This window comes from Caballeronia sp. PC1, assembly GCF_021353155.1.
Lineage (GTDB): Bacteria > Pseudomonadota > Gammaproteobacteria > Burkholderiales > Burkholderiaceae > Caballeronia > Caballeronia cordobensis.
The window spans coordinates 1-25,915 of record NZ_JAJUBH010000001.1 but is presented as its reverse complement, the minus strand read 5'-3'; the positions used below and the strand labels follow the sequence as shown (position 1 = coordinate 25,915).

Annotated in this window: 30 protein-coding genes, 1 tRNA gene, 1 pseudogene and 1 riboswitch; of the genes and pseudogenes, 21 read left to right on the top strand and 11 right to left on the bottom strand. The window is 63.2% G+C overall.

Annotated features, from left to right (window positions below):
* The first annotated feature begins 46 nt into the window (after positions 1-46).
* The 3 genes from pdxH (at position 47) to LY284_RS00155 (ending at position 3,076) form a co-directional block, all read left to right on the top strand.
* Positions 47-688: a pyridoxamine 5'-phosphate oxidase gene (gene pdxH, locus LY284_RS00165; RefSeq protein WP_045451002.1), complete on the top strand. Its 642-nt coding sequence runs from the start codon at positions 47-49 to the stop codon at positions 686-688.
* Positions 689-788: 100 nt separating this feature from the next.
* Positions 789-2,003: a cyclopropane-fatty-acyl-phospholipid synthase family protein gene (locus LY284_RS00160; RefSeq protein ID WP_045451003.1), complete on the top strand. Its 1,215-nt coding sequence runs from the start codon at positions 789-791 to the stop codon at positions 2,001-2,003.
* 11 nt (positions 2,004-2,014) lie between these two features.
* Positions 2,015-3,076, top strand: coding sequence for a DUF72 domain-containing protein (locus tag LY284_RS00155; RefSeq protein ID WP_233383817.1), 1,062 nt, complete (start codon positions 2,015-2,017; stop codon positions 3,074-3,076).
* A gap of 7 nt (positions 3,077-3,083) precedes the next feature.
* On the opposite strand, the gene msrA is transcribed toward LY284_RS00155, so the two are convergent.
* A complete protein-coding gene (msrA, locus tag LY284_RS00150; protein ID WP_233383815.1) occupies positions 3,084-3,632 on the bottom strand; it encodes a peptide-methionine (S)-S-oxide reductase MsrA in 549 nt (182 codons plus the stop codon).
* A gap of 277 nt (positions 3,633-3,909) precedes the next feature.
* Here msrA and LY284_RS00145 point away from each other — a divergent pair, with 277 nt between their 5' ends.
* Positions 3,910-4,422 (top strand): flavin reductase family protein, encoded by a 513-nt coding sequence (locus LY284_RS00145; protein ID WP_045451004.1) that lies wholly within the window; start codon positions 3,910-3,912, stop codon positions 4,420-4,422.
* 1 nt (position 4,423) lies between these two features.
* On the opposite strand, the gene LY284_RS00140 is transcribed toward LY284_RS00145, so the two are convergent.
* Positions 4,424-4,927, bottom strand: a complete 504-nt coding sequence (locus LY284_RS00140) for an Lrp/AsnC family transcriptional regulator (RefSeq protein WP_233383813.1) — start codon at positions 4,925-4,927, stop codon at positions 4,424-4,426.
* Between the two features lie 133 nt (positions 4,928-5,060).
* Here LY284_RS00140 and kynB point away from each other — a divergent pair, with 133 nt between their 5' ends.
* Genes kynB through kynA form a run of 3 tightly spaced genes read left to right on the top strand, consistent with a single transcriptional unit; the run spans position 5,061 to position 7,854 of the window.
* The gene (gene kynB / locus LY284_RS00135; RefSeq protein WP_233383811.1) at positions 5,061-5,687 is read left to right on the top strand and encodes an arylformamidase; all 627 of its coding nucleotides are present in this window, start codon (positions 5,061-5,063) and stop codon (positions 5,685-5,687) included.
* 26 nt (positions 5,688-5,713) lie between these two features.
* A complete protein-coding gene (gene kynU, locus LY284_RS00130; protein ID WP_233383801.1) occupies positions 5,714-6,964 on the top strand; it encodes a kynureninase in 1,251 nt (416 codons plus the stop codon).
* Positions 6,965-6,978: 14 nt separating this feature from the next.
* The gene (gene kynA / locus LY284_RS00125) at positions 6,979-7,854 is read left to right on the top strand and encodes a tryptophan 2,3-dioxygenase (protein ID WP_050878370.1); all 876 of its coding nucleotides are present in this window, start codon (positions 6,979-6,981) and stop codon (positions 7,852-7,854) included.
* 4 nt (positions 7,855-7,858) lie between these two features.
* Here kynA and LY284_RS00120 read toward each other — a convergent pair whose 3' ends face one another.
* Positions 7,859-8,647, bottom strand: a complete 789-nt coding sequence (locus tag LY284_RS00120) for an IclR family transcriptional regulator (protein WP_014192210.1) — start codon at positions 8,645-8,647, stop codon at positions 7,859-7,861.
* Between the two features lie 105 nt (positions 8,648-8,752).
* On the opposite strand from LY284_RS00120, the gene LY284_RS00115 reads away from it, so the two are divergent.
* From LY284_RS00115 to LY284_RS00100, 4 genes are all read left to right on the top strand, one after another.
* A complete protein-coding gene (locus tag LY284_RS00115; protein ID WP_014192211.1) occupies positions 8,753-9,943 on the top strand; it encodes an acyl-CoA dehydrogenase in 1,191 nt (396 codons plus the stop codon).
* A gap of 263 nt (positions 9,944-10,206) precedes the next feature.
* Positions 10,207-10,509 carry a YqjD family protein gene (locus tag LY284_RS00110; RefSeq protein WP_014192212.1) on the top strand — a complete coding sequence of 101 codons (303 nt, stop codon included), beginning with the start codon at positions 10,207-10,209 and terminating at the stop codon, positions 10,507-10,509.
* A 179-nt stretch (positions 10,510-10,688) separates the two neighbouring features.
* Positions 10,689-11,069: a phage holin family protein gene (locus LY284_RS00105; protein WP_014192213.1), complete on the top strand. Its 381-nt coding sequence runs from the start codon at positions 10,689-10,691 to the stop codon at positions 11,067-11,069.
* 19 nt (positions 11,070-11,088) lie between these two features.
* The gene (locus tag LY284_RS00100; protein ID WP_014192214.1) at positions 11,089-11,586 is read left to right on the top strand and encodes a DUF3318 domain-containing protein; all 498 of its coding nucleotides are present in this window, start codon (positions 11,089-11,091) and stop codon (positions 11,584-11,586) included.
* Between the two features lie 9 nt (positions 11,587-11,595).
* On the opposite strand, the gene LY284_RS00095 is transcribed toward LY284_RS00100, so the two are convergent.
* The 7 genes and pseudogenes from LY284_RS00095 to glyA form a co-directional block, all read right to left on the bottom strand.
* Positions 11,596-12,060 (bottom strand): type IV pilin protein, encoded by a 465-nt coding sequence (locus LY284_RS00095; RefSeq protein WP_233383793.1) that lies wholly within the window; start codon positions 12,058-12,060, stop codon positions 11,596-11,598.
* Positions 12,061-12,069: 9 nt separating this feature from the next.
* A complete protein-coding gene (locus LY284_RS00090) occupies positions 12,070-12,555 on the bottom strand; it encodes a hypothetical protein (RefSeq protein ID WP_233383790.1) in 486 nt (161 codons plus the stop codon).
* Complete coding sequence (locus LY284_RS00085) at positions 12,552-13,346, bottom strand: PilW family protein (protein ID WP_233383783.1); 795 nt, start codon at positions 13,344-13,346, stop codon at positions 12,552-12,554. The genes LY284_RS00090 and LY284_RS00085 overlap by 4 nt, the downstream gene beginning before the upstream one ends.
* Positions 13,343-13,684: a prepilin-type N-terminal cleavage/methylation domain-containing protein gene (locus tag LY284_RS00080; RefSeq protein WP_233383781.1), complete on the bottom strand. Its 342-nt coding sequence runs from the start codon at positions 13,682-13,684 to the stop codon at positions 13,343-13,345. Before LY284_RS00080 ends, LY284_RS00085 begins: the two co-directional genes overlap by 4 nt.
* Positions 13,681-14,147, bottom strand: a pseudogene (locus tag LY284_RS00075) (GspH/FimT family pseudopilin). The gene LY284_RS00080 and the pseudogene LY284_RS00075 overlap by 4 nt, the downstream one beginning before the upstream one ends.
* A 157-nt stretch (positions 14,148-14,304) precedes the next feature.
* Positions 14,305-14,787, bottom strand: coding sequence for a transcriptional regulator NrdR (nrdR, locus tag LY284_RS00065; RefSeq protein ID WP_014192220.1), 483 nt, complete (start codon positions 14,785-14,787; stop codon positions 14,305-14,307).
* Positions 14,788-14,805: 18 nt separating this feature from the next.
* Positions 14,806-16,053: a serine hydroxymethyltransferase gene (gene glyA / locus LY284_RS00060; protein WP_233383765.1), complete on the bottom strand. Its 1,248-nt coding sequence runs from the start codon at positions 16,051-16,053 to the stop codon at positions 14,806-14,808.
* Between the two features lie 166 nt (positions 16,054-16,219).
* Positions 16,220-16,318, bottom strand: a riboswitch (ZMP/ZTP riboswitch).
* Positions 16,319-16,524: 206 nt separating this feature from the next.
* On the opposite strand from glyA, the gene ydfG reads away from it, so the two are divergent.
* The 10 genes from ydfG (at position 16,525) to LY284_RS00010 (ending at position 24,386) form a co-directional block, all read left to right on the top strand.
* Positions 16,525-17,271 carry a bifunctional NADP-dependent 3-hydroxy acid dehydrogenase/3-hydroxypropionate dehydrogenase YdfG gene (gene ydfG / locus LY284_RS00055; RefSeq protein ID WP_014192222.1) on the top strand — a complete coding sequence of 249 codons (747 nt, stop codon included), beginning with the start codon at positions 16,525-16,527 and terminating at the stop codon, positions 17,269-17,271.
* Between the two features lie 127 nt (positions 17,272-17,398).
* Positions 17,399-17,860, top strand: a complete 462-nt coding sequence (ybgC, locus tag LY284_RS00050) for a tol-pal system-associated acyl-CoA thioesterase (protein ID WP_014192223.1) — start codon at positions 17,399-17,401, stop codon at positions 17,858-17,860.
* A gap of 163 nt (positions 17,861-18,023) precedes the next feature.
* Positions 18,024-18,701 (top strand): protein TolQ, encoded by a 678-nt coding sequence (gene tolQ, locus LY284_RS00045; RefSeq protein WP_014192224.1) that lies wholly within the window; start codon positions 18,024-18,026, stop codon positions 18,699-18,701.
* A 13-nt stretch (positions 18,702-18,714) separates the two neighbouring features.
* Positions 18,715-19,158, top strand: a complete 444-nt coding sequence (tolR, locus tag LY284_RS00040; RefSeq protein WP_014192225.1) for a protein TolR — start codon at positions 18,715-18,717, stop codon at positions 19,156-19,158.
* The gene (gene tolA / locus LY284_RS00035) at positions 19,155-20,249 is read left to right on the top strand and encodes a cell envelope integrity protein TolA (protein ID WP_233383762.1); all 1,095 of its coding nucleotides are present in this window, start codon (positions 19,155-19,157) and stop codon (positions 20,247-20,249) included. Before tolR ends, tolA begins: the two co-directional genes overlap by 4 nt.
* A gap of 104 nt (positions 20,250-20,353) precedes the next feature.
* The gene (gene tolB, locus LY284_RS00030) at positions 20,354-21,646 is read left to right on the top strand and encodes a Tol-Pal system beta propeller repeat protein TolB (protein ID WP_014192227.1); all 1,293 of its coding nucleotides are present in this window, start codon (positions 20,354-20,356) and stop codon (positions 21,644-21,646) included.
* A gap of 55 nt (positions 21,647-21,701) precedes the next feature.
* Positions 21,702-22,208, top strand: coding sequence for a peptidoglycan-associated lipoprotein Pal (gene pal / locus LY284_RS00025; RefSeq protein ID WP_014192228.1), 507 nt, complete (start codon positions 21,702-21,704; stop codon positions 22,206-22,208).
* Positions 22,209-22,235: 27 nt separating this feature from the next.
* The gene (gene ybgF / locus LY284_RS00020) at positions 22,236-22,985 is read left to right on the top strand and encodes a tol-pal system protein YbgF (RefSeq protein ID WP_045451016.1); all 750 of its coding nucleotides are present in this window, start codon (positions 22,236-22,238) and stop codon (positions 22,983-22,985) included.
* Between the two features lie 87 nt (positions 22,986-23,072).
* Positions 23,073-23,148, top strand: a tRNA-Lys gene (locus LY284_RS00015).
* A 356-nt stretch (positions 23,149-23,504) separates the two neighbouring features.
* A complete protein-coding gene (locus LY284_RS00010; RefSeq protein ID WP_233383749.1) occupies positions 23,505-24,386 on the top strand; it encodes a hypothetical protein in 882 nt (293 codons plus the stop codon).
* Here LY284_RS00010 and LY284_RS00005 read toward each other — a convergent pair.
* Positions 24,329-25,915, bottom strand: coding sequence for an IS66 family transposase (locus LY284_RS00005; protein WP_060734303.1), 1,587 nt, complete (start codon positions 25,913-25,915; stop codon positions 24,329-24,331). The two genes, LY284_RS00010 and LY284_RS00005, sit on opposite strands and share 58 nt — an antisense overlap.

Below are 25,915 nucleotides of genomic sequence, written 5' to 3'. Positions count from 1 at the left end.
CGTTTCTCCTTGGCTATACTGACGCGACTGTAGCGCTTGCATAAAAATGACGACTCTCGCAGATCTTCGTAAGAACTATTCGCGCGGCGCGCTCGATGCCGCCGATGTCAATCCGGACCCGGTGCAGCAGTTTCATACCTGGTTCGCGCAGGCGCTCGATGCGAAGCTGCCCGAACCGAATGCCATGACGCTCGCGACCGTCGACGCGCAAGGGCGTCCGTCCGCGCGCATCGTGCTTATCAAGGGCGTCGACGAGCGCGGATTCGTTTTCTTCACCAATTACGAAAGCCGCAAGGGCCGCGAACTGGCCGCCAATTCCGCCGCGAGCCTGCTGTTTCACTGGATCGAACTCGAACGCCAGGTGCGTATCGAGGGCCGCGTCGAAAAGACCAGCGACGAGGAAAGCGACGCGTATTACGCCTCGCGCCCGCTCGGTTCGCGTATCGGCGCTTGGGCGTCGGATCAGAGCCAGCCGCTCGACAGCCGCGAGACCCTGGAGGCGCGCGAGCGCGAGATGATCGCCAAGTATGGCGACGCGCCGCCGCGCCCGCCGCACTGGGGCGGTTATCGCGTCGTACCGGAGACCATCGAGTTCTGGCAGGGCCGCCCGTCGCGACTGCACGACCGGATCGTCTATACGCGTGACGGCGCGGGCGCTCCGTGGCAAATCATAAGACTTGCGCCGTAACCTGAAGCGAGCGCGAGCACTGCAGTAACCGAGATCGCAACGGCAACGAACATGAAGGCGCGAGTCTTCCCTTGATTTTCTTTAGCGCGGAGAAACAAGCATGTTCTGGGAGAAGAAGCTGACGCAGTGGGTGCAGGAAGTGCGAGACCGGGCCGACCTGCCCGCGCGGCTCGTGCTGTGGGATGGCCAGCAGCACGATTTCGGCCAGTTCGCCGCGCCTCAGGTGACGCTGCACGTGAAGAGCGCGACCGCGCTGCCCTATCTGCTCGAACCGAGCCTCGACAATCTCGGCGAAGCGTACGTGAAGGGCAAGATCGATATCGAGGGCAAGCTCTCCGACATCATCAACATCAGCTATGGGCTCGCGAAAAGTACGGTGACGAGCGCAAGCAAGCTCGCCCGCGTGCGGCGTTACTTCAATCACTCGAAGTCGTCGGACAAGAAAGCCATTCAGTACCACTACGATGTGTCGAACGAGTTCTACAAGCTCTGGCTCGACAAGAACATGGTGTACTCCTGCGCGTATTTCGAGAACGGCGACGAAGACATCGACACCGCGCAGCTCAAGAAGATCGACCACATCCTCACGAAGATCCAGGTGCAGCCGGGGCAGCGTCTCCTCGATATCGGCTGCGGCTGGGGCGCGCTCGTCATCCGCGCGGCGCAGAAGTTCGGCGCGCATTGCGTGGGCGTCACGCTCTCCGAAAACCAGTTCAAGCTCGCGACCGAGCGCGTGAAAGCGGCCGGCCTCGAAGACAGGATCGAGATCCGGCTGCAGGACTATCGCGACATTCCGGGGCAGTTCGACCGCATCACGAGCGTCGGCATGTTCGAGCATGTCGGGCGCAAGAATCTGCCGGATTACTTCGCGAAGATCCGCGATCTGCTCGTCGATGACGGCATCGCGATGAATCACGGCATCACGTCTTCCGATGCCGACAGCGGCGAAACCTCGCTCGGCGGCGGCGAGTTCATCGACAAATACGTGTTCCCCGATGGCGAGCTGCCGCACATCGGCCTCGCGCTCGAAAGCATGCAGCGCGGCGGGCTGGAGGCGGTCGACGTCGAAAGCCTGCGGCGGCACTACGCGCATACACTCAATGTCTGGGCCGAGCGGTTCGAAGCGCACGCGGACGAAGCGAGGAAGCTCGTCGACGATGAGCATTTCCGCATCTGGCGCGTGTATCTGGCGGGCTGCGCGTACGCGTTCGAAAACGACGACGTGTCGATCTATCAGGTGGTCTGCCGCAAGGCGGGACGGAGCGCCACGACGCTGCCGTGGTCGCGGCGGTATATCTACGAGAAGGCGCTCTGATTCTTCCGTCCATGCAGCCCGAGCCGGCCGAACAGAGCGATCTGTTCGGCGCGCCGGCGCCGTCCGAGGCTGCGAAGCCGATCCCGTCCGCCAAGCCGCCCAAGCCGCGCGGCGTCCTTCCCGCGTCTTTGCAGCCCGAACTCGAAACGCTCGCGAAACGCCTGCCCGCCACGATCCATCTCGGCACATCGACATGGTCGTTTCCCGGCTGGCGCGGCATCGTCTACGGCGACGAGTATTCGAACGCGAAGCTCTCGCGCGATGGTCTCACCGCGTACGGCGCGCATCCGCTGCTCAAGGGCGTGTCGATCGACCGCTCGTTCTACGCGCCGCTCTCGCTCGCGCAATACGCGCGTTATGCGTCTCAGGTGCCCGAGCATTTCCGCTTCATCGTGAAAGCGCCGGCTTCCGTCACCGATGCCTTCGTGCGCGGCGAGCGCGGCACGCCGGACGCGGAAAACCCCGCGTTTCTGAACGCGCAGATCGCCATCGACGAGTTCGTGACGCCGTGTGTCGCCGGCCTCGGCGCGAAAGCGGGCGCGCTCGTGTTCCAGTTCTCGCCGCTGCCCGACGCGATGATCGTCGATCCGGCGCGCTTCATCGACCGGCTGTCGGCGTTCCTCAACGCGCTGCCGCCGCTCGAAGGCGAGACCTGCTACGCCGTCGAGATTCGCGACGCGGTGATGCTCACGCCGCGCTTTATCCGCGCATTGCGCGAGGCGAACGTGCGTTACTGCATCGGCGTTCACGCGCGCATGCCGGACGTGCGCCGTCAGGCGAAGGCGCTGGCGCTGCTCGATGAAGAAAAGTTGGGCCCGCTCATCGTGCGCTGGAGTCTGCACGGCGGCTTTCGCTATGAACAGGCGAAGGCGAAGTACGAGCCGTTCGACAAGCTCGTCGATGAAGACATCGACACCCGCGAGGCGCTCGCCGAACTGGCCGCGCGCTACGCGATCGCGGGCCAGCCGGTCGTGATCGCGGCGAACAACAAGGCGGAAGGCTCCGCGCCGCTCACATGCTTCGAACTCGCGCGCGGCATCGCGGAACATTGCGAGCGCGCGCGAGCGGTTTAGACACGTATCACGCCTTCAGCCGATGCGCGAACTTCTTGCGGAACTTCGCGACCTTCGGCCCGACGACCGCCGCGCAATAACCCTGATTCGGATGCTGCGCGAAGTAGTTCTGGTGATACGCCTCGGCGGGATAATAGTCGTCGTCGAGCGGCACGACTTGCGTCACGATCTTGCCGCCGTAGATGTCCTCGCGCTGCAATTCGTCGATCACTTCGAGCGCCGTCTGGCGCTGCTCGTCCGAATGCGTGAACACGGCCGAGCGATACTGCGTGCCGACATCGTTGCCTTGCCGGTTGAGTTGCGTCGGATCGTGCGTCGCGAAGAAGATTTCGAGCACTTCGCGATAGCTGATGACGGACGGATCGAACACCACTTTCACCACTTCGGCGTGACCGGTGTCGCCGTTGCACACCTGCTCGTAGGACGGATTCACCACCTTGCCGCCCGCATAGCCCGATTCGACCGACTCCACGCCCTGCACCGCCAGAAACACGGCTTCGGTGCACCAGAAACATCCGCCGCCGAGCGTTGCGGTTTCACTCTTCCCTTGGGTCATGCGCCAACTCCTCATCAAGTGCTTGCGGACACGCCGCGGATCATGCATATGGATGCGCGCATCGATTTCTTCAACTTCCGCGGCGCGAACGCGATGAATCCGAGCTTACTGGGTTTGGCCCACTCGCGCCGAAGCCCTCTCGATTGCTGGCAAATGGCGGCTACCGGCAGCCGATTCCGATAGAATCGAAACAAATCTCCCGCTTTTACATGACTTCTGAAAAGGTCCTTCCGACTGTAGCGCGACGCGCGGCCGGCTCGGTAGCACACTCTGCCCAATGACACGCGCCAAAACCCCGAACTTCGATCCCACCGCGTTTCGCGCCGCGCTCGGCCAGTTTGCGACCGGCGTCACGGTGATCACGACGCGCACCGATTCCGGGCAGCTCATCGGCATCACCGCGAGTTCGTTTAACTCCGTGTCGCTGAATCCGCCGCTCGTGCTGTGGAGTCTCGCGACGAAATCGGCGTCGATGCCGGTTTTTCGCGCGAACAGTCATTACGTGGTGAACGTGCTGGCGTCGTCGCAACTGGATTTGTGCAAGCGTTTCGCGACCGTCAAGGGCGACCGCTTCGCGGGCGTCTCGCACGCGGCGGGCGACACCGGCATGCCCGTGCTGGACGGCGCGCTCGCGTGGTTCGAATGCCACAACCGCAGCCGCTACGACGAAGGCGACCACGTGATCTTCGTCGGCGAAGTGGAACGCTGCGGCGTGCGCGAAGACGCGAGCGACGTCGCGCCGCTCGTCTTCCAGGCGGGCGCGTTTCACACGCTCGGACCGCTCGACTAATTCACACCGAGTGACCGCGTCCCGGCTGCTCGATCAGCGCGACGGGCACGCCGGCATCGTCTTTCATCGTCTGGAGCACGATGTTCGAGCGGATGTCGATCACGCCAGGCGCCTTGTACAGCTTCGAGAGAATGAAATCCGAATAGTGCTTGAGGTTGTGCGCGAGCACTCGCAGCACGTAATGCGTGTCGCCCGTGACGACGAACGCGCCGACGACTTCCGGCCATTCGCGCACGGCGGCGGCGAACTTCTCGTGCCAGTTTTCCTGGTCATTGCGCATCGAAACGTGGACGAACGCCTCCAGTTCGATGCCGAGCCGCTCGCGGTCGAGGCACGCGCGATAGCTCGCGATCACCCCTTCCTCTTCGAGCAACCTCATCCGGCGCAAGCACGCCGAGGGCGAAAGCGAGATGCGCTCCGCCAGGTCCAGGTTACTGATCCGTCCATCTTCCTGCAGTACCGCCAGAATTCGGCAATCTGTTGCATCGAGCGTGAAGCCGGTCATTTTTGAGTCCCCTAGCCCGTTTCATCGAATTATGTTCTAAGCGCGACAGTTTTGGGTGGTTATTTCGCAAGCACTTTTCGAGATGACACGACTATGATTTGACGCATCTCCACGCTTTCTGCTAGGGCGCGTCATGACGCTTCTGGACATTTCCCCATCGATCGATACCGCGACACCCGTCTGGCCTGGCGACACGACGGTCGGCATCGAGCGCGTGTGGCGCATGGAGGCGGGTTCGCCCGTCAACGTCGCGCGGCTCACGCTCTCGCCGCATACCGGCGCCCACGCCGACGCGCCGCTGCACTACGACGAGCACGGCGCGCCGATCGGCGAAGTCGCGCTCGAAACGTACATCGGCGCGTGCCGGGTCGTGCATTGCATCGGGGCGTCGCCGCTCGTGACGCCTGCGCACATCGCCGCGCAACTGGCCGGCATTCCGGCGCGCATCCTGCTGCGCACTTACACGAACGCACCGCTCGACGCTTGGGACAGCGCTTTCACCGCGGTCGCGCCCGAAACCATCGACTTGCTGGCGGAAAAAGGCGTGAAGCTCATCGGCATCGATACGCCGTCGCTCGATCCGCAAGACTCGAAGACGATGGATGCGCACAAGCGCATCCGCGCGCACGGCATGGCGATTCTCGAAGGCCTCGTGCTCGATGCCGTCGCGCCCGGCGATTACGAACTGATCGCGCTGCCGCTCAAATTCTCGACGCTCGATGCAAGCCCGGTTCGCGCCGTCCTGCGTCCGCTTTCCTGATGATCTCCAACTATATGGACTTTTCGATGAAACATCGTGACGAAGCCGCGGCACTCGACCGCGACGATGCGCTTTTCGCGCTGCGCGACCAGTTCGCGCTCGCCGATGGCGTGATTTATCTCGACGGCAATTCGCTCGGCGTGCCGCCCAAGGCCGCCGCCGCACGCGCCGCCGACGTCATCCGCTCCGAATGGGGCGAAGGCCTGATCCGCAGCTGGAACACGGCCGGCTGGTTTGCGCTGCCGAAACGCCTCGGCAACAAGCTTGGCTCGCTGATCGGCGCGGGTGAGGACGAAGTCGTCGTCACCGACACGATTTCCGCGAATCTCTTCAAGATTCTGTCGGCGGCGCTGAAGCTCGCTAACGAGCGCGATCCGAAGCGGCGCGTGATCGTTTCCGAACGTTCGAACTTTCCGACCGATCTGTACATCGCGCAGGGTTTGATCGAGCAACTGGATCGCGGCTATGAGCTGCGTCTGGTCGACGATCCGTCCGAATTGCAGACCGCCATCGACGAAAACACCGCGATCGCGATGATCACGCACGTCAACTATCGCACCGGCTATATGCACGACATGGCCGCGCTCACGCAGACGATTCATCGCGCGGGCGCGCTCGCCGTCTGGGATCTCGCGCATTCGGCGGGCGCGGTGCCGGTCGATCTGAACGGCGTCGGCGCGGATTACGCGGTCGGCTGCACGTACAAGTATCTGAACGGCGGTCCGGGCTCGCCCGCGTTCGTCTGGGTGCCGAAACGTCATCAGAACGTGTTCTCGCAGCCGCTTTCCGGCTGGTGGGGGCACAAGAAACCGTTCGAGATGAATCCGGTGTATCGGCCGGACGACGGCATCGGACGCTTTCTCTGCGGCACGCAGCCGATCGTGTCGATGTCGCTCGTCGAATGCGGTCTCGATGTGTTCCTGCAAACCGACATGCAGGCGCTCAGAAAGAAGTCGCTCGCGCTGGGCGATCTGTTCATCAGGCTGGTCGAGGAACGCTGCGGCGAATTTCCGCTGTCGCTCGCGACGCCGCGCGAGCACGGGCAACGCGGCTCGCAGGTCAGCTTCGAGCATCCGCACGGTTATGAAGTGATGCAGGCGCTGATCGCCCGCGGCGTGATCGGCGATTATCGCGAACCGCGCATCCTGCGCTTCGGCTTCACGCCGCTCTATACGCGTTTCGTCGATGTGTGGGACGCCGTCGAAACCCTGCGCGACGTGCTCGCGACCGAAAGCTGGCGCGCGCCCGAATTCGCCGAGCGCGCCTCGGTGACCTGAAAGGAATGTCGACCATGAGCAATACGCAAGGCTGCCCTTTCGGCCACGGCACGCAAAACGCGACGCAAGAAAAGGACTGGCACGGCGCCAAGCTCGATTTCTCCGATTCGATGAGCTATGGCGATTATCTCGGTCTCGATGCGATTCTGAACGCGCAGCATCCGCTTTCGCCGGATCACAACGAGATGCTCTTCATCGTGCAGCATCAGACGAGCGAACTGTGGATGAAGCTCGCGCTCTACGAACTGCGCGCGGCACTCGCGGCGGTGCATCGCGATGAATTACCGCCCGCGTTCAAGATGCTCGCGCGCGTGTCGCGCATCTTCGAACAACTCGTGCAGGCGTGGAACGTCCTCGCGACGATGACACCCTCCGAATACACCGCGATGCGGCCGTATCTCGGGCAATCGTCGGGGTTTCAGTCGCATCAGTACCGGCAGATCGAATTCATGCTCGGCAACAAGAACGAGCAGATGCTCAAGCCGCATGCGCATCGGCCGGAGGTTCTCGCGCAAGTGACCGAGACACTCGCCGCGCCCTCTTTCTACGATGAAGTGATTCGCCTGCTCGCGCGGCGTGGTTTCGACATCGATCCGGCGCGCCTGAACCGCGACTGGACGCAGCCGACGACGCACGATCCTTCCGTCGAAGCGGCGTGGCTCGCGGTGTATCGCAATCCGTCGCAACACTGGGATCTGTACGAGATGGCCGAAGAGCTCGTCGATCTGGAAGACGCGTTTCGTCAATGGCGCTTCCGGCATGTGACGACGGTGGAGCGCATCATCGGCTTCAAGGGCGGCACGGGTGGCACGGCGGGCGCGTCGTATCTGCGCAAGATGCTCGATGTCGTGCTGTTTCCGGAGCTCTGGCACGTCCGGACCGTGCTCTGACGGTTCAGGCGAGACGCGCGGCCAGCGCCTTCAGCTTCGGTCCGATGGTTTCGCGGAAAAACGCCTCGCCCATCGACGACGCCGGCCCGCTGCTCGACAGCACGAGCCAGCGTCCGTTGCGCAGGTCGCGAAACGGCGCGGCGATCGCGTTCACGTCGTCGTGCCAGTCGCGAAACGAGTAGCAGCAACCGTCTCTTTCGAAGTCTTCGATCGCGCGGCGGGCGGCTTCCACCTGCGCCGCGCCTTCGGTTTTGCCGAGTTCGTCGAAGAGCGCCTCGCGCGCCGCCGGGTCCTGCACGGCGAGATAGGCGCGGCCCATCGAGCTCGTGAGCATCGACAGGCGCGAGCCGGGCGCAAGGCCAAGCGTCAGCGCCGTCTCGCTGCGGATGGTTTCGAGATAGATCATGTCGAGTCCGTCGCGGCAGCCGAGCGACACGGCCGCGCCGATCTCGCGCGCAAGCGAGCGCATGTGCGGACGCGCGAGCTCCAGCGTGTCCGCGCCCGCCAGCAGCGTGAAGCCGAGCGACAGCACGCCGGTGTCGAGCGCGTACTTGCCCGCCGGCTCGTCGAAGCGCAGATAGCCGAGCGTGGTCAGCGTGTAGGCGAGACGATTGACGGTTGCCTTGGCGAGGCCCGTGCGCTCGACGAAATCGCGATTGCCGAGCAGCGTCTCGCCCGGACGGAACGCGCGCAGCAAATCGAGCCCGCGCGCGAGCGCGACGACGAACTTGCGCTCGTCGATATCCTCCGACATCACATGGCGCGCGGAATTTCGATTGGAATCTGTCGACATCGAATGATAAACTCGGATTTGATTTGCAAAACATTGTTTCGCTTAGCGGAACTCATGTCAAGCGCCCACGGCACGCGGCGCTTCACGGAAATCAGGAGATAGCACATGGCCGACGCCGCCCGATTCAACTGGGAAGATCCTCTTTTGCTGGATCAGCAACTCACGGAAGACGAACGCATGGTGCGCGACGCCGCGCATGCTTACGCGCAGGACAAGCTGCAGCCGCGCGTGATGCAGGCGTTTCGCGAGGAAAAGACCGATCCGGCGATCTTCCGCGAGATGGGCGAACTAGGCCTGCTCGGTCCCACGATTCCCGAGCAATACGGCGGTCCGGGCCTGAACTACGTGTGCTATGGGCTGATCGCGCGCGAGGTCGAGCGCGTGGACTCTGGCTATCGATCGATGATGTCGGTGCAGTCGTCGCTGGTAATGGTGCCGATCAACACGTTCGGCAGCGCCGCGCAAAAGGAGAAGTACCTGCCGAAGCTTGCGCGCGGCGAGTGGATCGGCTGCTTCGGCCTGACCGAGCCGAACGCCGGCTCCGATCCGGCCGGCATGACGACCCGCGCGAAGAAAGTGCAGAACGGCTTTTCGCTGTCCGGCACGAAGATGTGGATTTCGAACTCGCCGATCGCGGACGTGTTCGTCGTCTGGGCGAAGCTGGAAGAAGACGGTAAGGACGAGATTCGCGGCTTCATCCTCGAAAAAGGCTGGAAGGGACTTTCCGCGCCCGCGATTCACGGCAAGGTCGGCTTGCGCGCGTCGATCACCGGCGAAATCGTCATGGACGAGGTGTTCGTGCCCGAAGAGAACATCCTTCCCGACGTGCGCGGCCTCAAAGGTCCGTTCACCTGCCTCAACTCGGCGCGCTACGGCATTTCGTGGGGCGCGCTCGGCGCCGCCGAAGCGTGCTGGCATACGGCGCGGCAATACACGCTGGATCGCAAGCAATTCGGCCGGCCGCTCGCCGCCAATCAGTTGATCCAGAAAAAGCTCGCCGACATGCAAACGGAAATCACGCTCGGTCTGCAAGGCGTGCTGCGGCTCGGCCGCATGAAGGACGAAGGCACCGCGGCCGTCGAGATCACGTCGATCATGAAGCGCAATTCGTGCGGCAAGGCGCTCGATATCGCCCGGCTCGCGCGCGACATGCTCGGCGGCAACGGCATCTCCGACGAATTCGGCGTCGCGCGCCATCTGGTGAATCTCGAAGTCGTGAATACGTACGAAGGCACGCACGATATTCACGCGCTGATTCTCGGCCGCGCGCAAACGGGCATTCAGGCGTTTTTCTAAACAGGCTCCATTCAAACGAAAGGGCCGGCACGGTGTGCCGGCCCTTTGTCTTTGTAACTTTCGATACGGGTCTGAAACTTTTACGGGTCAGATCGCATCAATCCGATACGATGTCGACGTATTGACGAGGCATCGCGCACTCGCGTGAGACGTACGAGACTGGAACGGAATCTGCGTCACATCGCGCTGCATGACCTAAGCTTCCTCGTCAGCGATCCCATCTTTGGTTACGATTCACGTAGCCTTACCGATTGGAGCCTTTAATGTCAGAAATCAATAAGGAGCGATTCATGTCGGATATCAAAACCGTTCTCGCTGACGCCGAAGACCTTCTGAAGCAAGCGGCCACCGCCACGGGCGAACGCGCTTCCGAATTGCGCGAATCGGCGCTCACGCGTCTGAAGCAGGCGAAGGAAAAGGCAGCGGACGCGCAGGTCGTCGTGATCGAGCGCGGCAAGAAAGCGGCTCGCGCCACCGACGACTATGTGCACGAGCATCCGTGGGCGTCCATCGGCATCGCGGCGGGGATCGGCATGGTCATCGGCCTGTTGATCAACCGCAAGTAATCGTCCGCCTCTCAATCGATGGCCCGCAGATTGCTAAGCTGAATGCTGTCGCGGTCCCCGTTGGACTGAACCGCGAGCGCCTGGCCCGGGCGCGCGGCTCGACACTCGCACCGGCCGGCTGCCTCGCGCGCCGACCGGAATCATAAAAAGCGTCACCAACGCGCCCTCGCATTCAAGCCATGACGACAGAACGGCCATTGCAGCAATCGTCTCCCGGACCGTTGCGACGAATTCTGAGCTCCGCCTTCGCCATCTTCGAGACGCGCCTTGAACTCATCGGCATCGAGCTTCAGGAGGAGAAAGAGCGGCTCATCGGCGTGCTCTTCCTCGGGCTCGCCGCCATGATGCTCGCGATGATGGCGCTCATCTCGCTCACCGTACTCATCGCGATTTTCTTCTGGGACACGTATCGCTGGCAGGCGCTCGGCGGCATCACGCTGCTCTATGCGCTGATCGCCATCGGCTGCGGACTGCGCGCGCGCAGCAACCTGCGCGACGCGCCGAACATGTTCGACGAGACGCTCGAAGAATTCCGCAAAGACCGCGATACCTTCCGTTAATCTCCGCGCGCACCCAGCCATGAGCCAACACGACGATACTTTCAGAACGCCCAGGCGCGACAAGACGCAGAGGCTTCGCACGCCGCACATGCGCGCGCTGCGCAAGGAACTGCTGATCGCGCGTGCGGATGTCGAGCGCATGGAACTGCGCCAGGCGACTTACGATCTGCGCGCGTCCGTCACGCATTTCAGTTTTCTGCGCTTTCTCATGCCGGGCGGCGGATCGCGCCGCTGGGGCAAGCGCCGCGCTTCGCCGGGCGGCATCGGCGGCATATTCGGCTCGCTGCTCGGTTCCGGAAACATCGGCCTGCTGCTCAAGCAATATCCGATCATCGGCTCGGTCGCCTCGCTCGTGCTCACCAAGCCGGTGCGAACGAAGCTGCTGCGCAGCGCGAAGCCGGTGCTCAAGTGGGGCGGTCTCGCGCTCGCCGGATGGGAAGGCTGGCGCATCTATCAGCAAATGAAGTCGGCCGCGCCCGAAACCTCCAACGACGCCGTCGATCCGACGGTGTTCTGACGCGGGCCCTCAACCCTTCCCCGCCCAGCAGGCCGCCGCGTGCACCGTATCGAGCGGCGTGGCGGAGCCTGCGGGATGATTCCAGCGCAGACCGGTCGCGTCGATGACGAACGCGCCGCACGCGTCGTCTCCCATCGCGCCGGGTGTGACGGGCGTCGCGGCGATCGAATATCCGCCGTTCGTCGGCGATTCCGGCAGCATTACGACGCGATACACTGCCGCGCCATTCGCAGGCGCCTGATCCAGACCGGCGCCCAACGTGACGCCCTCCGCGCTTTCCGACGTTTGAGCGAGGCGCGCCGTTTCGACGAACTGAACCGCGCGCATCAGCGCAGACGCCGCATCGAGCCGATGCGCCTTCGCGACGTGCGTCCGATACGTCGGCACGGCGAATGTCGCGATGATCGCCGCGACGCCGAGCGCGATCATCAATTCCAGCAGGCTGAAGGCGCGTTCCTTGTTCCGCTCGTTCATGCCGATTCCTCAAAATGGTTTGGCGACGACGCGCCGCCAGTGTTGCGTGACGATCCCGTCGCTCACGTCGATGCGAAGCTGGAGCCACGCTTCGGTATCCGCCGACGCGCCGAAGCCTCGCGCGGTGACGAGATACGATGCCCCCGCCCACGCTTCGATCAGGCATTGCGGCGGACGACGCGCATAAGGCCACGCGGCGAATGGCGCGATCGCCGAAGCGGACGATCCTTCGAACGATGTCTTCATGCGCCAGCGCGACGGCTCGTCGTTTGCCGATTGCGTGGCCGCCGGCAACGCGAGCGAGAGCATCCGGGCACAGCGGATAAGCGCGCTGTCCGCCGCATGGAACGCCTGCACGCGTTCGCGCGCGGCGACGGTCGCGCGCGCCGCCACGAGCGATGTCTGCAGCCATGCGCTCGCGGTGATCAGCATCGTCGCGGCGAGAATCAGCACGATCGGCAACGTGACGCCGCGGGAATGGGAACGCCGCTTCATTGCGCGCCTCCGGACACCGCCGCCGGTGCATTGCGTATCGCGACGCGCCGCCAGAAAGTCTGTCGGGCGCGGCCATCGTCGGCATACGCGGGCGCGCCGGTGCAATCGATGTACGTCGCTCTTCGCTTCGCCTGCTGCGCGAAGCCGCGCACGAGCACGCAAATGTCGGTGGCGTATGCATCGCGCCAACGATCGCGTGCGACCGCCGAAGCGTCCAGCGCCGACGCCGAACCCGTCAGCCAGACCATCAACCGAATACGTTCGATGCCTTCGACCACCGGTTGCGCCTGTTTCCCGCCGCCTTCGCAATAGAGCTCCGGCTCGCCGGTCGATGTGCTGGCCTTCGCATAGAAGCGATTCGTGACGATCGGATCGGATACCGCCTGGCCGATGCAATCCGTCGGCACGCTTGCGCTCGACGGCCACGTGGACACGGCGTCGGCGGTATATCGCAGTTGCACGCCGTCGGACCGGCTGCTGAGCAACTCGCACGTCGCGGCCGCTTCCGTACCGACCACCCGGCCTTGCGCGCAGCCGAAGATCGGAGCTTCGACGCTCGCCGTCCTGTCGTGGCCGGACGCGTAACCCGCCATCTGGATCTGCTGGCCGAGCATGTCGAGCGCGATCGAACCGGCGTCGTGGATGCGCGCGGCATCGGCGGCACGTTCGAACGCCGCGCGTTGCGCGCGATAGAGCGAGAGCGACGCAGTCACGATCAACAGGCCGAGCGCGAGCGCGATCGTCATTTCCAGCAGCGTGTGACCGCGCGATGAGAAGAGCCGTGAAGTCATCGTGCAAACGCCACCGCAATGCATGAAGTGAGCGGCTTCGATTGCGGCTCGGGGCACGCATCGGACCGGTCTTCCGCGCGCCAGCTCAAGATCGCGACGTGAATGCCATCGCTGCGATCGGCTATCGAGACGTCACCCGCCGGAAGCATCGACGCCGCCCGCGCCTGCAATTGCGACACCAGCGCCGCGCGTTCTCGCAGCAAGGCCGCCCGTTCGCCGCGGGCGAGCGCCCCTTGCAAGCCGACGACGCCGAGCGCGGTAATGGCCGTGAGCGATAGCGCGATCATCACTTCGATCAGCGAATCGCCGCGTTGCGCGTACCCGCCAGTCCGCTTCATGTCGACGCTCCGCACGCGCCCTGCGACATGCGCGCCCGCCCGCCTGCCGCGAGCCGGACGCAGCGGCGCGACGCCGGATTCGCGGCGGCATCGGCGCTGCGCGGCGCGAAATCGAAACTGCGGAATCCGCCGATCACCTGCCCGGACGGCGGCGTGAACGAAAGCTCTGTCGATGTTCCCGCGATGGAGACCGACGTCATCGACGGCTGCATGCGCAGGAGCGTCGAAACGCCATCGCGATCGACGAACATGGCCCAACCGCACGCGCACCCCGCCGCACGGCTTCGGCGCGGCCGAGCGAAAGCGTGGAGAACAGCGCGCGAGCGCGCGCATCGACCTGATCGCGGGTCTGCCACACGAAAAACGATGGTGCGGCGAACGTCGCGAGTATCGCCATGACGGCGAGCACCACGCAGAGTTCGACGAGCGTGAAACCCTGATTTGAAACGCGGATCATCTGCATGCCTTATCGATCGAGTCGAGACGAAAAACTCAATCTAGCGCGAAGTCATGCGCGCCGCCATTAGCCGAACGGACGAGTGTTCAGCGCGCCTGCGGCCCGGCACACTGCGCGAGCGAACGGATGGTTTCAGCCAGGGAGGGAAACGATGCGAAAAGAATCAGCGCTTGCGCGAACTCGATTTCTTCGGCGCGGCACGCCGGAATTCATCGATCACGTCTTCGAATTCGGAAACGTCTTCGAAGCGCTTGTAGACGGATGCGAAACGCACGTAGGCGATGGTGTCGAGCTGCCGCAACTCGTTCATCACGAGTTCGCCGAGGCGTTCGCTCTGCACTTCGCGCTCGCCGCTGCCGAGCAACTGATACTCGATGCGGGACGCGGCGGCGTCGATGGCGTCGGCGGCGACCGGCCGCTTTCTCAGCGCGAGCTTCATGCTCGCGACGATCTTGCGGCGGTCGAATTCGGTGCGGCTGCCATCCTTCTTGACGACGCTCGGCAGCGCCAGTTCGACGCGTTCATAGGTGGTGAAACGCTTGTCGCACGCGGGACAGCGCCGCCGCCGCCGAATGGCCGCGCCATCCTCCGACACGCGAGAATCCACGACCTGGGTATCTTCGTGTCGGCAGAATGGGCAGCGCATCGGCGTTCGGCTCGCGAATTAACGATAGACCGGGAAGCGCTTGGTCAGATCGGCCACTTGCGCGCGCACGCGTTCGAGGTTCGCCTGGTCTTCGGGATTGTCGAGCACGTCCGCGATCAGATTGCCGACGATCTCCGCTTCCTTCGTGCCGAAGCCGCGCGTGGTCATCGCGGGCGAGCCGAGACGCACGCCGCTCGTGACGAAGGGCTTTTCCGGATCATTCGGAATCGCGTTCTTGTTCACGGTGATGTGCGCGGCGCCGAGCGCGGCTTCCGCAGCCTTGCCGGTGATCTTCTTCGCGCGCAGGTCGACGAGCATCACATGGCTTTCCGTGCGGCCCGACACAATGCGCAAGCCGCGCTTCACCAGCGTTTCGGCGAGCACGCGCGCGTTGTCGATCACGCCCTGCTGATACGTCTTGAACTCGGGCGACAGCGCTTCCTTGAACGCGACGGCCTTCGCGGCGATCACGTGCATGAGCGGGCCGCCCTGAATGCCGGGGAAGATGGCCGAGTTGATCTGCTTCTCGAACTCCGCTTTCATCAGGATGACGCCGCCGCGCGGACCGCGCAGGCTCTTGTGCGTCGTCGTGGTGACGAAATCGGCGTGCGGAACCGGGTTCGGATAGACGCCCGCCGCGATCAGGCCGGCATAGTGCGCCATGTCCACCATGAAATACGCGCCGACGCTTTTCGCGATCTTCGACAGACGCTCGAAGTCGATCTTCAGCGCAAACGCCGACGCGCCCGCGACGATCAGCTTCGGCTTGTGTTCCTTGGCGAGCGCTTCGGTCTTGTCGTAGTCGATGTCTTCGGCGTCGTTCAGGCCGTAGCTCACGACGTTGAACCACTTGCCCGACATATTCACCGGCGAGCCGTGCGTCAGGTGGCCGCCTTCGGCGAGGCTCATGCCCATGATCGTGTCGCCCGGCTTGAGCACGGCGAAGAACACGCCCTGGTTGGCCTGCGAGCCGGAGTTCGGCTGGACGTTCGCGGCTTCGGCGCCGAAAAGCTGCTTCACGCGGTCGATGGCGAGCTGCTCGACCACGTCCACGTACTCGCAACCGCCGTAATAGCGCTTGCCGGGATAGCCTTCGGCGTACTTGTTCGTGAGTTGGGAACCTTGCGCCGCCATCACGGCCGGCGAGGTGTAGTTTTCCGACGCGATCAGCTCGATGTGATCTTCCTGGCGGCGGTTTTCCTGCTCGATCGCCTTGAGCAATTCGGGATCGACATTGGCGAGGGTGCTTTCGGCTCTGTCAAACATACGTTTTCCGTGAGATCAAAACAGGTTGACCGGATCGCGCGTGCGCCGCGTTCGAAGCAGACGCAAAAAACGCTGGAAACCGAAGGAGTCCAGGCGCGACGGATGAAGGATGAATCCGGTTTCGCAGAACGGACAGCCACCGGCAACGCAGCAACGGCGTGCGGATCTCAGCTGCCCAGGCGAACGGCAAAACGACGCTCCGCGCTTCCTGGTGGGTCGCTCCACCTTGAATCCGAAGATTCTATCGCCAGTCACGCGGGGTTTGAGCGTTGTAGTTTAATGGGCTGCCATGCTTTAGGCAACCGGCTTTCCGGGCCGCGCGCAGCCGCTGCGCGCACGCTCGAAGCACGATCGTTCGCTCCCGCGATTGCTTGCCGCGCCGCATCAATGGAAGTACCCTTTGCGCCGTTGCCGGACGCGCGCCTGTGCGCGTTTCGGCCTTGCCCATCGCATCTCATTCGGAGTCCGCTCATGATCGTTTTCGTCACCGGCGCGTCTGCCGGATTCGGCGCCGCCATCGCCCGCACCTTCGTGAAAGGCGGGCATCGCGTGATCGCGGCCGCGCGCCGCAAGGAGCGCCTCGTCGCGCTGTCGAACGAACTCGGCGACGCGCTTCTGCCCGTCGAACTCGACGTGCGCGACGAGAATGCCGTCAAAAACGCAATCGCCTCGCTGCCCGCCGCGTTCGCGCAAATCGATGTGCTCGTGAACAACGCGGGCCTCGCGCTCGGCCTCGAACCCGCCCAGCGCGCGAACCTGAAAGACTGGAAAGACATGATCGACACCAACTGCGCGGGCCTCGTGACCGTCACGCATGCGGTCCTGCCAGGCATGGTCGAGCGCAATCGCGGGCATGTGTTCAACCTCGGCTCGGTAGCGGGCACGTATCCGTACGCCGGCGGCAACGTGTACGGCGCGACCAAGGCATTCGTGCGGCAGTTCAGCCTGAACCTTCGCGCGGACGTCGCCGGCACGGCGCTGCGCGTGACCGACATCGAGCCGGGCCTCGTGGGCGGCACCGAGTTCTCCAACGTACGCTTCAAGGGCGACGACGCGAAAGCCGGGACCGTCTACGAGAACGTGCAGGCGCTCACGCCCGACGACATCGCCGACGCGATCTACTGGATCGCCACGCGCCCGGCCCACGTGAACATCAACGCGATCGAGATGATGCCGGTCGCGCAGACGTTCGCACCGTTGCAAATTCACCGCGGATGATTTCGCAATCTGCCTAAGGATTTGGCAGTGGTGCTGCCGGTTCCGGTAAAATGCCGCCGATGAATATTTGTCAAAATGCGAGCAGGAACGCGCTTGTGCGGTTCCGCGCGAGCGGAGCGGCACAAAGGTGAGTGATCCGTTGATTTTCGAGTGGCCGATTCGGGTGTACTACGAGGACACCGACGCCGGCGGCATCGTCTTCTACGCGAACTACCTGAAGTTCTTCGAGCGGGCGCGCACCGAATGGCTGCGCGCGTGCGGCATCGACCAGCAGCGTCTCGCGGATGCGAACGGCATCGTGTTCGTCGTGCGGCGCACGTCGGTCGACTACACTTCGCCGGCGCGTCTGGATGACGTCATTCGTGTCGCGAGCCGTATCGAGCGGCTGGGGCGCGCATCGGTGGATTTTCATCAGGAAGCGTGGCGCGACGGCGTGCTGCTCGCGAGCGGCGACATTCGCGTCGCCTCCGTGGATCGCGCGTCGATGCGCCCGGCCCCCATTCCCGACGCGGTGCTCGACGGACTGAAACGCGGCCCGCATGCCGCGCTCGCCACGGCGTCGAGCGGCGCAAACCAGGACCGGACCTGACCGATGAACGCATCGCATCCCGAAACGAACACGCGTCGGGAACAGAGGAAGCATTAACGAGCATGAGCCGGTCATGGCGCGGCTTTCGTTTATTTCACAGCCGTTTCACGAAAGCCTGTCTCTTTGGCCGGACGCCCCTTTCGGGACGTAACAGCGGACCTTTATGAACAATACACAAGACCTGTCGATCGTTTCTCTCGTCGTTCACGCGAGCTTGCTCGCACAGGCGGTGATGGCGCTGCTGCTGCTGCTGTCGCTCCTGTCCTGGACCGTCATCTTCCGCAAGTGGTTCGCGATTCGTCGCGCGCGCGCGCAAACCGAGCGTTTCGAGCGCGATTTCTGGTCGGGCGGCGATTTGCAGGCGCTTTACCAGAGCGCGGCGAACAATCGCCACACCATCGGCGCGCTGGAGCGTATCTTCGAATCCGGCATGCGCGAATTTCTGAAAGGCAAGGAGCGCCGCATCACCGATCCGGGCGCGATCCTCGACGGCTCCCGCCGTGCGATGCGCGCCGCGTTCCAGCGCGAGATGGACGTGCTCGAAGCGAACCTCGCGTTCCTCGCGTCGGTCGGCTCGGTGAGTCCGTATATCGGTCTTTTCGGTACGGTGTGGGGCATCATGAATTCGTTCCGCGGCCTGGCAAACGTGCAACAGGCGACGCTCGCGAACGTGGCGCCGGGCATTGCAGAAGCGCTCGTCGCGACCGCCATTGGCCTGTTCGCCGCGATTCCGGCCGTGGTCGCCTATAACCGTTACGCGCACGACATCGATCGCCTGGCGATCCGCTTCGAGACCTTCATCGAAGAGTTCTTGAACATCCTGCAGCGTCAGGCGCATTAAGAAGGAGTTCGCGATGGCAGGCCCCACTCGTTCCAGCATGCGCGGCAGCTCGCGCCGCGCGATGTCCGATATCAACGTCGTGCCGTACATCGACGTGATGCTCGTGCTGCTCGTCATCTTCATGGTGACGGCGCCGCTCGTTTCGCCGTCCATCATCAATCTGCCGACCGTCGGCAATGCGCAGCCGCAGGAGCAGCAGCCGCCGCTCGTCATCAACATCAAGGCGGACGGCAGCATGAACGTCCGCTACAAGGAAGAAGGCGGCTCGACGCAAGAGCAGAAAATGACGATGAACGACCTGAACAGCTTCGTGCTCAATCGTCAGGAGTCGCACCCCGATCAGCCCGTCGTGATCGCGGCGGACAAGACCGTGAAGTACGAAGTCGTGATGAACGTGATGTCCGATATGAAGGCGCGCGGCGTCAAGCGCGTCGGCTTGCTCGTCAAATCGCAATGACCCTTTTGCACCGGCAGACACGCGCTTCGTCCGCGCGACCGATCCGCCCGCCGCGCGAGCGCGGCACGGGCCGTGCGTTCGCGCTCGCGGCGTTGATGCACCTGCTGCTCGGCTGGTTTCTGTATCACGGCATCAACTGGCAGAACAACACGCCGGCGGGATCGGAAGCGGAAATCTGGACCGAGATTCCCGACACGCCCGCGCCGACGCCCCGCCCCGCCCCACCGCCGCCCGCGCCGGTGAAAGTGCAGCCCGCGCCGCCGCCCGCGAAGGACGAGGATGCGGACATCGCCTTGCAGGAGAAAAAGCGCAAGCAGCAGGAAGCCGCCGCGCGGGAAGCGCAGCTGGCCGAGCAACGCCGTCAGCAGGAAGAGGCGAAGCAGGAAGCGGAAGCCAAGCGTCAGCAGCAACTCGCCGCGCAAGCCGCGCAACAGAAGGCCATGCAGGACAAGCAGAAGCAGATCGAGCAGCAGCGTCAGGCCGACCTGCAGAAGCAGCAGCAACAGAAGGCGCAGCAGGACAAGCAGCGCCAGCAACAGCAAGCCGAAGCGCAGAAGCAGGAGCAGCTCAAGGAACAAAAGGAGCATCAGGAAGCCAAGGCGAAGGCCGACGCGCAAGCCAAGGCCAAGGCTGAATCCGACGCCAAGGCAAAGGCCGCGGCGCAGGCGAAAGCCAAGGCCGATGCCGAAGCGAAGGCGAAGCTCGACGCCGAGCGCAAGTCTCGCCTCGCGCAATTGCAAGGGCAATTGGGCGGCGGCTCGGCCGGCAGCGGCGAAGGGCTCGCGAAGAGCGGCACCGGCAAGGGCGCGGGCGGCAATGCGACCTCGCCGGGCTACGCCGAGAAGGTGCAGCGCCGCGTGCGGCCGAACATCGTGTGGGCGGGAGAAACCGCCGGGCTCGAGACCGTGGTGTCGGTCCGCTGCTCGTCGTCCGGCACGCTGCTTTCGGCCACGATCACCCGTTCGAGCGGCAACGAGCAGTGGGATCAGGCCGCGTTGCGCGCGGTGCAGCGCTCCGATCCGATGCCCGTCGACATCGACGGCAAGGCGCCGGATCGTTTCACGATCACGCTGCGTCCGGCCGGAGGCTGACCCGCACCGAGCGAGCCGCTTCAGGCGGGAACGATTTGTGCGAGCGCGGGTCTGTTCTGCAGCCCGCGGACACTTGAAACGCTTTTATCTGGAACCTATACAGCATGAGTTTGATGACGAAGCTTGGCCTCAAAACGCTGGTCGCGTCCTGCCTGATCGCAGCCGGCACTGCCGCACACGCCCAGTTGAACGTGCTCGTGACCGGCGTCGGTTCGACCCAGTTTCCGATCGCGACGGCCAATTTCGCCAACGAAGCGAATTCGCCGCAGCAGGTCAGCGCGATCATTCGCCAGGATCTGCAGCGGAGCGGCAAGTTCACGAACATCGACGCGGGCGGCACGCCCGTTTCGGAATCCGATACCGTCGATCTCGGCGCCTGGAAGGCGAAAGGCGCGGATGCATTCGTGTCGGGCAGCGTGAACAAGCTGCCGAACGGCCAATACGAAGTGCGCTTCCGTCTGTACGACACGGTCAAGCAGCAGAACCTCGGCGGCCTGTCGCTCGTGTCCGCCGAAAGCGGCCTGCGCATGAGCGCGCACAAGATCGCCGACTACATCTATGCGAAGCTGCTCGGCGGCCGCGGCGTGTTCGCGACGCGTCTGTCCTATGTCATCCAGACGGGCGGACGTTACCAGTTGCAGATTTCCGATTCGGACGGCCAGGACGCGAAGATCGCCCTGTCCAGCCCCGAGCCGATCATCTCCCCGGCGTGGTCGCCGGACGGCACGAAGGTCGCCTACGTCTCGTTCGAGAAGAAGAAGCCGGTTGTCTACATCCACGATCTGCCCACGGGCCGTCGCGTGGTCGTGTCGAACCAGAAGGGCAACAACAGCGCGCCGGCGTGGTCGCCTGACGGCCGCAAGCTCGCGGTCGCGCTCTCGCGCACCGGCAACACGCAGATTTTCGAAGTCAACGCGGACGGCTCGGGCCTGCGCCGTCTCACACAAGGCAGTTCCATCGATACCGAGCCGGCCTACTCGCCCGATGGCAGCTCCATCTACTTCACGAGCGATCGCGGCGGCCAACCGCAGATCTACAAGATGCCGGCGGCGGGGGAAAGCGCCGGCACGGCCCAGCGGGTCACGTTTGCGGGGAGCTACAACACGAGCCCGCGCGTGAGTCCGGACGGCAAGCAACTCGCGTACATTTCGCGCACTGGCGGCGGCTTCAAGCTGTATCTGCAGGACCTTTCGTCCGGCACGGCGACGGGGCTGACCGACACGACGCATGACGAATCGCCGAGTTTCGCGGCGAATGGTCAGTACATCCTCTACGCCACCCAAGTGAACGGACGTGGCGTGTTGGCAGCCGTTTCGACCGACGGTCGCACGCGGCAAGTCTTGTCAGTTCAGGGCGGTGCGGTGCGCGAGCCGTCCTGGGGTCCGTTCATGCAATAAGTCCAGCAATAACGTTTCAAATACAACGTTCAGCTACAACACAAGGAGAGGTACCATGATGTCGAAACTTCGTATCGGCCTGGCAGTTGCGATGGTCGGCGCATTGGCGGCTTGTCACTCGGGCGTGAAGCTCGACGAAGGTCAGAACAAGGGTGCGGTCGGCACGCAGCCGAACCCGACGGATGTGAAGCAGGTCAACATCGACCCGCTGAACGATCCGAACAGCCCGCTCGCCAAGCGCAGCATCTATTTCGACTTCGACAGCTATGCCGTGAAGGACGACTATCAGCCGCTGCTGCAACAACACTCGTCGTACCTGAAGAGCCATCCGGAGCGTCACGTCCTGATCCAGGGCAACACCGACGAGCGCGGCACGAGCGAATACAATCTGGCGCTCGGTCAGAAGCGTGCGGAAGCTGTGCGTCGCGCGATGTCGCTGATGGGCGTTGCGGATTCGCAGATGGAAGCGGTGAGCCTCGGCAAGGAAAAGCCGATGGCGACGGGTCACGACGAATCGTCGTGGGCGCAGAACCGCCGTGCCGACCTCGTCTATCAACAGTAACGTAACCAGATACGGGTGAGTCGCCCTATGTTGTATCGCTTTCCCTTGCTGCGCTTGGCCGCAGCCGCGTGTGTAGCCGGTTCGACGATGCTGAGCGCGCCCGCGCACGCCGGCGTCTTCGACGACAACGAAGCGCGTAAAGCCGTGCTCGACCTGCGCACGAAGACTGATAGCCTGACCAATCAGTTGCAGGCTGCGCAGCGCACGATCCTCGATCAATCGAACCGTATCGACCAGCTCAACCAGCAGGTCGCCACGGTTCGCGGCCAGAACGAGGATCTGGCCAATCAGGTCGCAACGCTGCAGAAGCAGCAAAAGGACTATTACGCCGATCTCGACACGCGCTTGAAGAAGTTCGAGCCGCAGCAAGAGACCGTCGACGGCGTGACTGGTTCGGTGCAGCCCGGCGAGACGGAAGCGTTCAACGCAGCGTCGACTCAGTTCCGTAACGGCGACTACAAGAACGCCGCGGCGTCGTTCAAGACGTTCGTGGCGAAGTATCCGCAGAGCCCGTATCAGCCGACGGCGCGTTACTGGCTCGGCAATGCGCTCTACGCGCAGCGCGACTACAAGGGATCGACGGCGATCTGGCAAGACCTGGTGAAGATGTATCCGACGCATCCGAGGGCGCCCGAGGCGCTCCTTGCGATCGCGAACAACCAGATCGAGCAAGGTCAGAAGGCAGCGGCGAAGCAGACGCTGCAGCAGATCATCTCGCAGTACGCGGGTACGGAAGTCGCGCAGACCGCGCAGAGCAAGATGGCGCAGGTGAAGTAGGCGAAGCTTTGCCTCGCGCTTGATGTGGTTGTTTAGTCGAGGGTATTGACATGAAACAACTACGCGGAATATAATTTTGCCTCTTTCGGGTCGTTAGCTCAGCTGGTAGAGCAGCGGACTTTTAATCCGTTGGTCACAGGTTCGAATCCCGTACGGCCTACCAAAGAATCAAGCAGATAGCCCAGTCCTTGTGACTGGGCTTTTTGTTTTGGCTAATCGGATCGGCCGCGGATCAATCATGCGGCGCGTTTCAGTTGCGTCGAGACTCGCCAGCGCGCGAGTTGCAATCACCCTCTCCTCTTCGAACTGCTAAGCGCGCGAAGAGACTACGTCGTCCACAAGCGCGTAGCAACAGCCTGTTATGCTTACTTCGGTGTGCTCGAAGAGCCGGGCCACGTATCCGACGTGCATGAGATGCGCGACAGCGCAACCCGTGAGAATATCCTTGGCCAGTCTTAAAGGCTCTTTCCGCCGTTTGCCTGAACAATGACAAATAAACTGCCGACGTTAGCAGGCTACATGACGATCGGAGCCGTTCTCATATGGCTTCTGGCTGCAAACCTTCTCAAACGCGACGTCGGGCAGGAGCGCAAAGCGCCCGTCCCATTGCCGTTGATTGTCTTTTCGATAGAGGCGTTGGTATTCCTGTCGTTCGCGAAGCCGCGGCTGGGAGTGGGCTCGATTGGCGTCGTGCTGCTGTCCGCCGTTGCATGTTACGCGAGCGCGGGCCAGTCCCGATGGAAGAGCGATTGGCCAGTCCTCGCGTCGCTCGTCGTTACGCTGCTCTTCGCGACTACCCTGGCGTGGTGGCGACGAACAGGCCCGGAACTGGACGCGAGTTATGGGGCATTCATCGCCCTGCATGTCTTGTTGGCGATCTCGTTCTGGATTCTGGCGAGAGCGCCCGAAGAAGGACGCCGCAGCGACCGCATCGAACCTCTGGCCGTTATCGTTTTCATCGGCTTTGGCGCATTCGTCGTCTTCTCTACCGGTCTTTACGATAACCCGTGGATGTACGGACTGGCCTGGCACCACTGGGGCGCATATGTCGGTCCCGCGCAGCTCGTTAGCGCGGGGGCAAGGATTCTTCACGACATCCCTGCTCAATACGGTTTCGGTCCGACGATGCTGCTCGCTCTTTCCTGCAAGGAAGATTGCTGGCTCGCGATGTATTGGTGGGTCGCAGTATTGAGCCTGACTTACGGTGCGCTCATTTTGTGGACTGCGCGGAAAGCCAGCGCCGGGCAGCAGGCACCGCTTCAGATCGTCCTGATCGCCTTCGCGGTTTTCGCGACGGTGTATCGTAAGCGGTCAGTGAAGCACGTCCTGCCCGCCAACTTGACCTATCGATTTTTTTCTAAAAGGACCTTGCCCAGTCTCCAAGGAAGTAGAGCTTCGTAATCCTCTGCGGTCTTCGCGAGCGGCAGAGCCTTGAACAGGTCGACAAGATACGCGTAGATATCGATGCGATTCGCGACGCAGGTCTGGACGAGTGAATACAGGTTTGCCGAGGCCTTTGCACCTCCTACGGTGTCCGAAAAAAGCCATGCCTTTCTCCCCAGGACAAACGGGCGGATCATGTTCTCACATAAATTATTGTCAACGGGCCATGCCGGATTCTCGACGTAACGGATCAGCTTGGGCCACTGTCCCGCCGTGTAGTTCAAGGCCTTGCCCAGCAGCCCTGTGGGCGCGGTTGTTTCCAGGTACTCATCGAGCAGGGTCCTGATCTTCGTGAGCACCGCACGGCTATAGCGGCGGCGCAGGCGCGCTCGCCAGTGCGGTTTCTTGTTGGCATGCGATTCGGCCGCATAGAGCTTGCCGATCAGGTAGATAAACTGGGTGGACGGCTGATGGCGGCCACGGGCATCTTTGGGCAATGCCGCCTCGGCTTCCACAAAATACCTCCTGCAGTGCGCCCAGCAACCAAGATGCACGAGTGCATTAGCCTTCGCGATCGTGTCATACGGTTTGTACCCGTCGGTCATCAGCACGGCGCCATGGCGCATGCCGGCCCACACGTCCGCACCAAGCTGTTGGGAGCGCCCCGGCGCATAGGTAAACAGGCGCACGGGTGGACCACTGCCGTTCATCTGGACCCAGACGTAACTCTTTGTCTGCGGTGCGCGCCCTGGCTCCTTGAGAACCTGCACGGTGGTTTCGTCGCCGAACCCGATCTCGCTGTCGAGCATCACATCACGCATCAGGTTGATGACGGGCTGTACCGAATGTCCCAGGCGCACTACGCTTGCAGCCAGCGTGTTTCGCGAGATGTCGCCGCCAAAGCGGCGCAGCAGCGCAGCGATCCGGTACAGCGGCAGGCCGTCGATATACTTCGAGACGACGAACCACGCCAGCGCCGCTTCGGTGAACAGGCCCCTGGGGATGATGCGTGCTCGCGCCGGCGTCACCTTCATGCCCTGGTCGCACTGCTGGCATGCGTACTTCACGCGCTCGTGACGGATCACCTGAACCTGCTGCGGGATGATGTCCAGCTGTTCGCTGACCTCGACGCCGATCTCCACGAGCACACTGCCGTCGTTCTGGCACACCCGTTCTTCTTCAGTGAGCTCGTAACGGATCACCTTGCGTGGCAATGCCGGGTCCAGCGGCTTGCGCCCGGGCTTGCCGCGCTTGTGGCCTGCCACCGACGTACTGTCTGTGTCGTCTTCCTGGGCGGGTAACGTGGCGGTCGTCGGAGCCAGCGCTTCCGCTTCATTGAGGAACAGGTCCCGCTGGGCCTCGCTGCGTGCTTCGCTCTTCGCCCCGAACAGCCGTCGCTCGAATGCCTTCAGCTGTTCCTTGAGCAAATCACGCTCGACCTTCGTGACCCGCAGTTCGCCACGCAGCGCGTCGCGCTCGGCGAGCATCGCATCGCGTTCGGCGATGAGGGCAGCGAGTTCTGCGGCGGTGATCAAAATGCGGTTCAT

Coding starts and splice junctions, on each gene's coding strand:
- kynU (WP_233383801.1), top strand. CDS start 5,714: ATGAAACATCGTGACGAAGCCGCGGCACTCGACCGCGACGATGCGCTT.
- LY284_RS00110 (WP_014192212.1), top strand. CDS start 10,207: ATGTCAGAAATCAATAAGGAGCGATTCATGTCGGATATCAAAACCGTT.
- kynA (WP_050878370.1), top strand. CDS start 6,979: ATGAGCAATACGCAAGGCTGCCCTTTCGGCCACGGCACGCAAAACGCG.
- kynB (WP_233383811.1), top strand. CDS start 5,061: ATGACGCTTCTGGACATTTCCCCATCGATCGATACCGCGACACCCGTC.
- LY284_RS00155 (WP_233383817.1), top strand. CDS start 2,015: ATGCAGCCCGAGCCGGCCGAACAGAGCGATCTGTTCGGCGCGCCGGCG.
- LY284_RS00105 (WP_014192213.1), top strand. CDS start 10,689: ATGACGACAGAACGGCCATTGCAGCAATCGTCTCCCGGACCGTTGCGA.
- pal (WP_014192228.1), top strand. CDS start 21,702: ATGATGTCGAAACTTCGTATCGGCCTGGCAGTTGCGATGGTCGGCGCA.
- LY284_RS00080 (WP_233383781.1), bottom strand. CDS start 13,684: ATGAAGCGGACTGGCGGGTACGCGCAACGCGGCGATTCGCTGATCGAA.
- tolQ (WP_014192224.1), top strand. CDS start 18,024: ATGAACAATACACAAGACCTGTCGATCGTTTCTCTCGTCGTTCACGCG.
- tolA (WP_233383762.1), top strand. CDS start 19,155: ATGACCCTTTTGCACCGGCAGACACGCGCTTCGTCCGCGCGACCGATC.
- ydfG (WP_014192222.1), top strand. CDS start 16,525: ATGATCGTTTTCGTCACCGGCGCGTCTGCCGGATTCGGCGCCGCCATC.
- LY284_RS00145 (WP_045451004.1), top strand. CDS start 3,910: ATGACACGCGCCAAAACCCCGAACTTCGATCCCACCGCGTTTCGCGCC.
- LY284_RS00005 (WP_060734303.1), bottom strand. CDS start 25,915: ATGAACCGCATTTTGATCACCGCCGCAGAACTCGCTGCCCTCATCGCC.
- LY284_RS00010 (WP_233383749.1), top strand. CDS start 23,505: ATGACGATCGGAGCCGTTCTCATATGGCTTCTGGCTGCAAACCTTCTC.
- pdxH (WP_045451002.1), top strand. CDS start 47: ATGACGACTCTCGCAGATCTTCGTAAGAACTATTCGCGCGGCGCGCTC.
- LY284_RS00100 (WP_014192214.1), top strand. CDS start 11,089: ATGAGCCAACACGACGATACTTTCAGAACGCCCAGGCGCGACAAGACG.
- LY284_RS00085 (WP_233383783.1), bottom strand. CDS start 13,346: ATGACTTCACGGCTCTTCTCATCGCGCGGTCACACGCTGCTGGAAATG.
- LY284_RS00140 (WP_233383813.1), bottom strand. CDS start 4,927: ATGACCGGCTTCACGCTCGATGCAACAGATTGCCGAATTCTGGCGGTA.
- msrA (WP_233383815.1), bottom strand. CDS start 3,632: ATGACCCAAGGGAAGAGTGAAACCGCAACGCTCGGCGGCGGATGTTTC.
- nrdR (WP_014192220.1), bottom strand. CDS start 14,787: ATGCGCTGCCCATTCTGCCGACACGAAGATACCCAGGTCGTGGATTCT.
- LY284_RS00115 (WP_014192211.1), top strand. CDS start 8,753: ATGGCCGACGCCGCCCGATTCAACTGGGAAGATCCTCTTTTGCTGGAT.
- LY284_RS00120 (WP_014192210.1), bottom strand. CDS start 8,647: ATGTCGACAGATTCCAATCGAAATTCCGCGCGCCATGTGATGTCGGAG.
- LY284_RS00160 (WP_045451003.1), top strand. CDS start 789: ATGTTCTGGGAGAAGAAGCTGACGCAGTGGGTGCAGGAAGTGCGAGAC.
- tolR (WP_014192225.1), top strand. CDS start 18,715: ATGGCAGGCCCCACTCGTTCCAGCATGCGCGGCAGCTCGCGCCGCGCG.
- LY284_RS00095 (WP_233383793.1), bottom strand. CDS start 12,060: ATGAACGAGCGGAACAAGGAACGCGCCTTCAGCCTGCTGGAATTGATG.
- LY284_RS00090 (WP_233383790.1), bottom strand. CDS start 12,555: ATGAAGCGGCGTTCCCATTCCCGCGGCGTCACGTTGCCGATCGTGCTG.
- tolB (WP_014192227.1), top strand. CDS start 20,354: ATGAGTTTGATGACGAAGCTTGGCCTCAAAACGCTGGTCGCGTCCTGC.
- glyA (WP_233383765.1), bottom strand. CDS start 16,053: ATGTTTGACAGAGCCGAAAGCACCCTCGCCAATGTCGATCCCGAATTG.
- ybgF (WP_045451016.1), top strand. CDS start 22,236: ATGTTGTATCGCTTTCCCTTGCTGCGCTTGGCCGCAGCCGCGTGTGTA.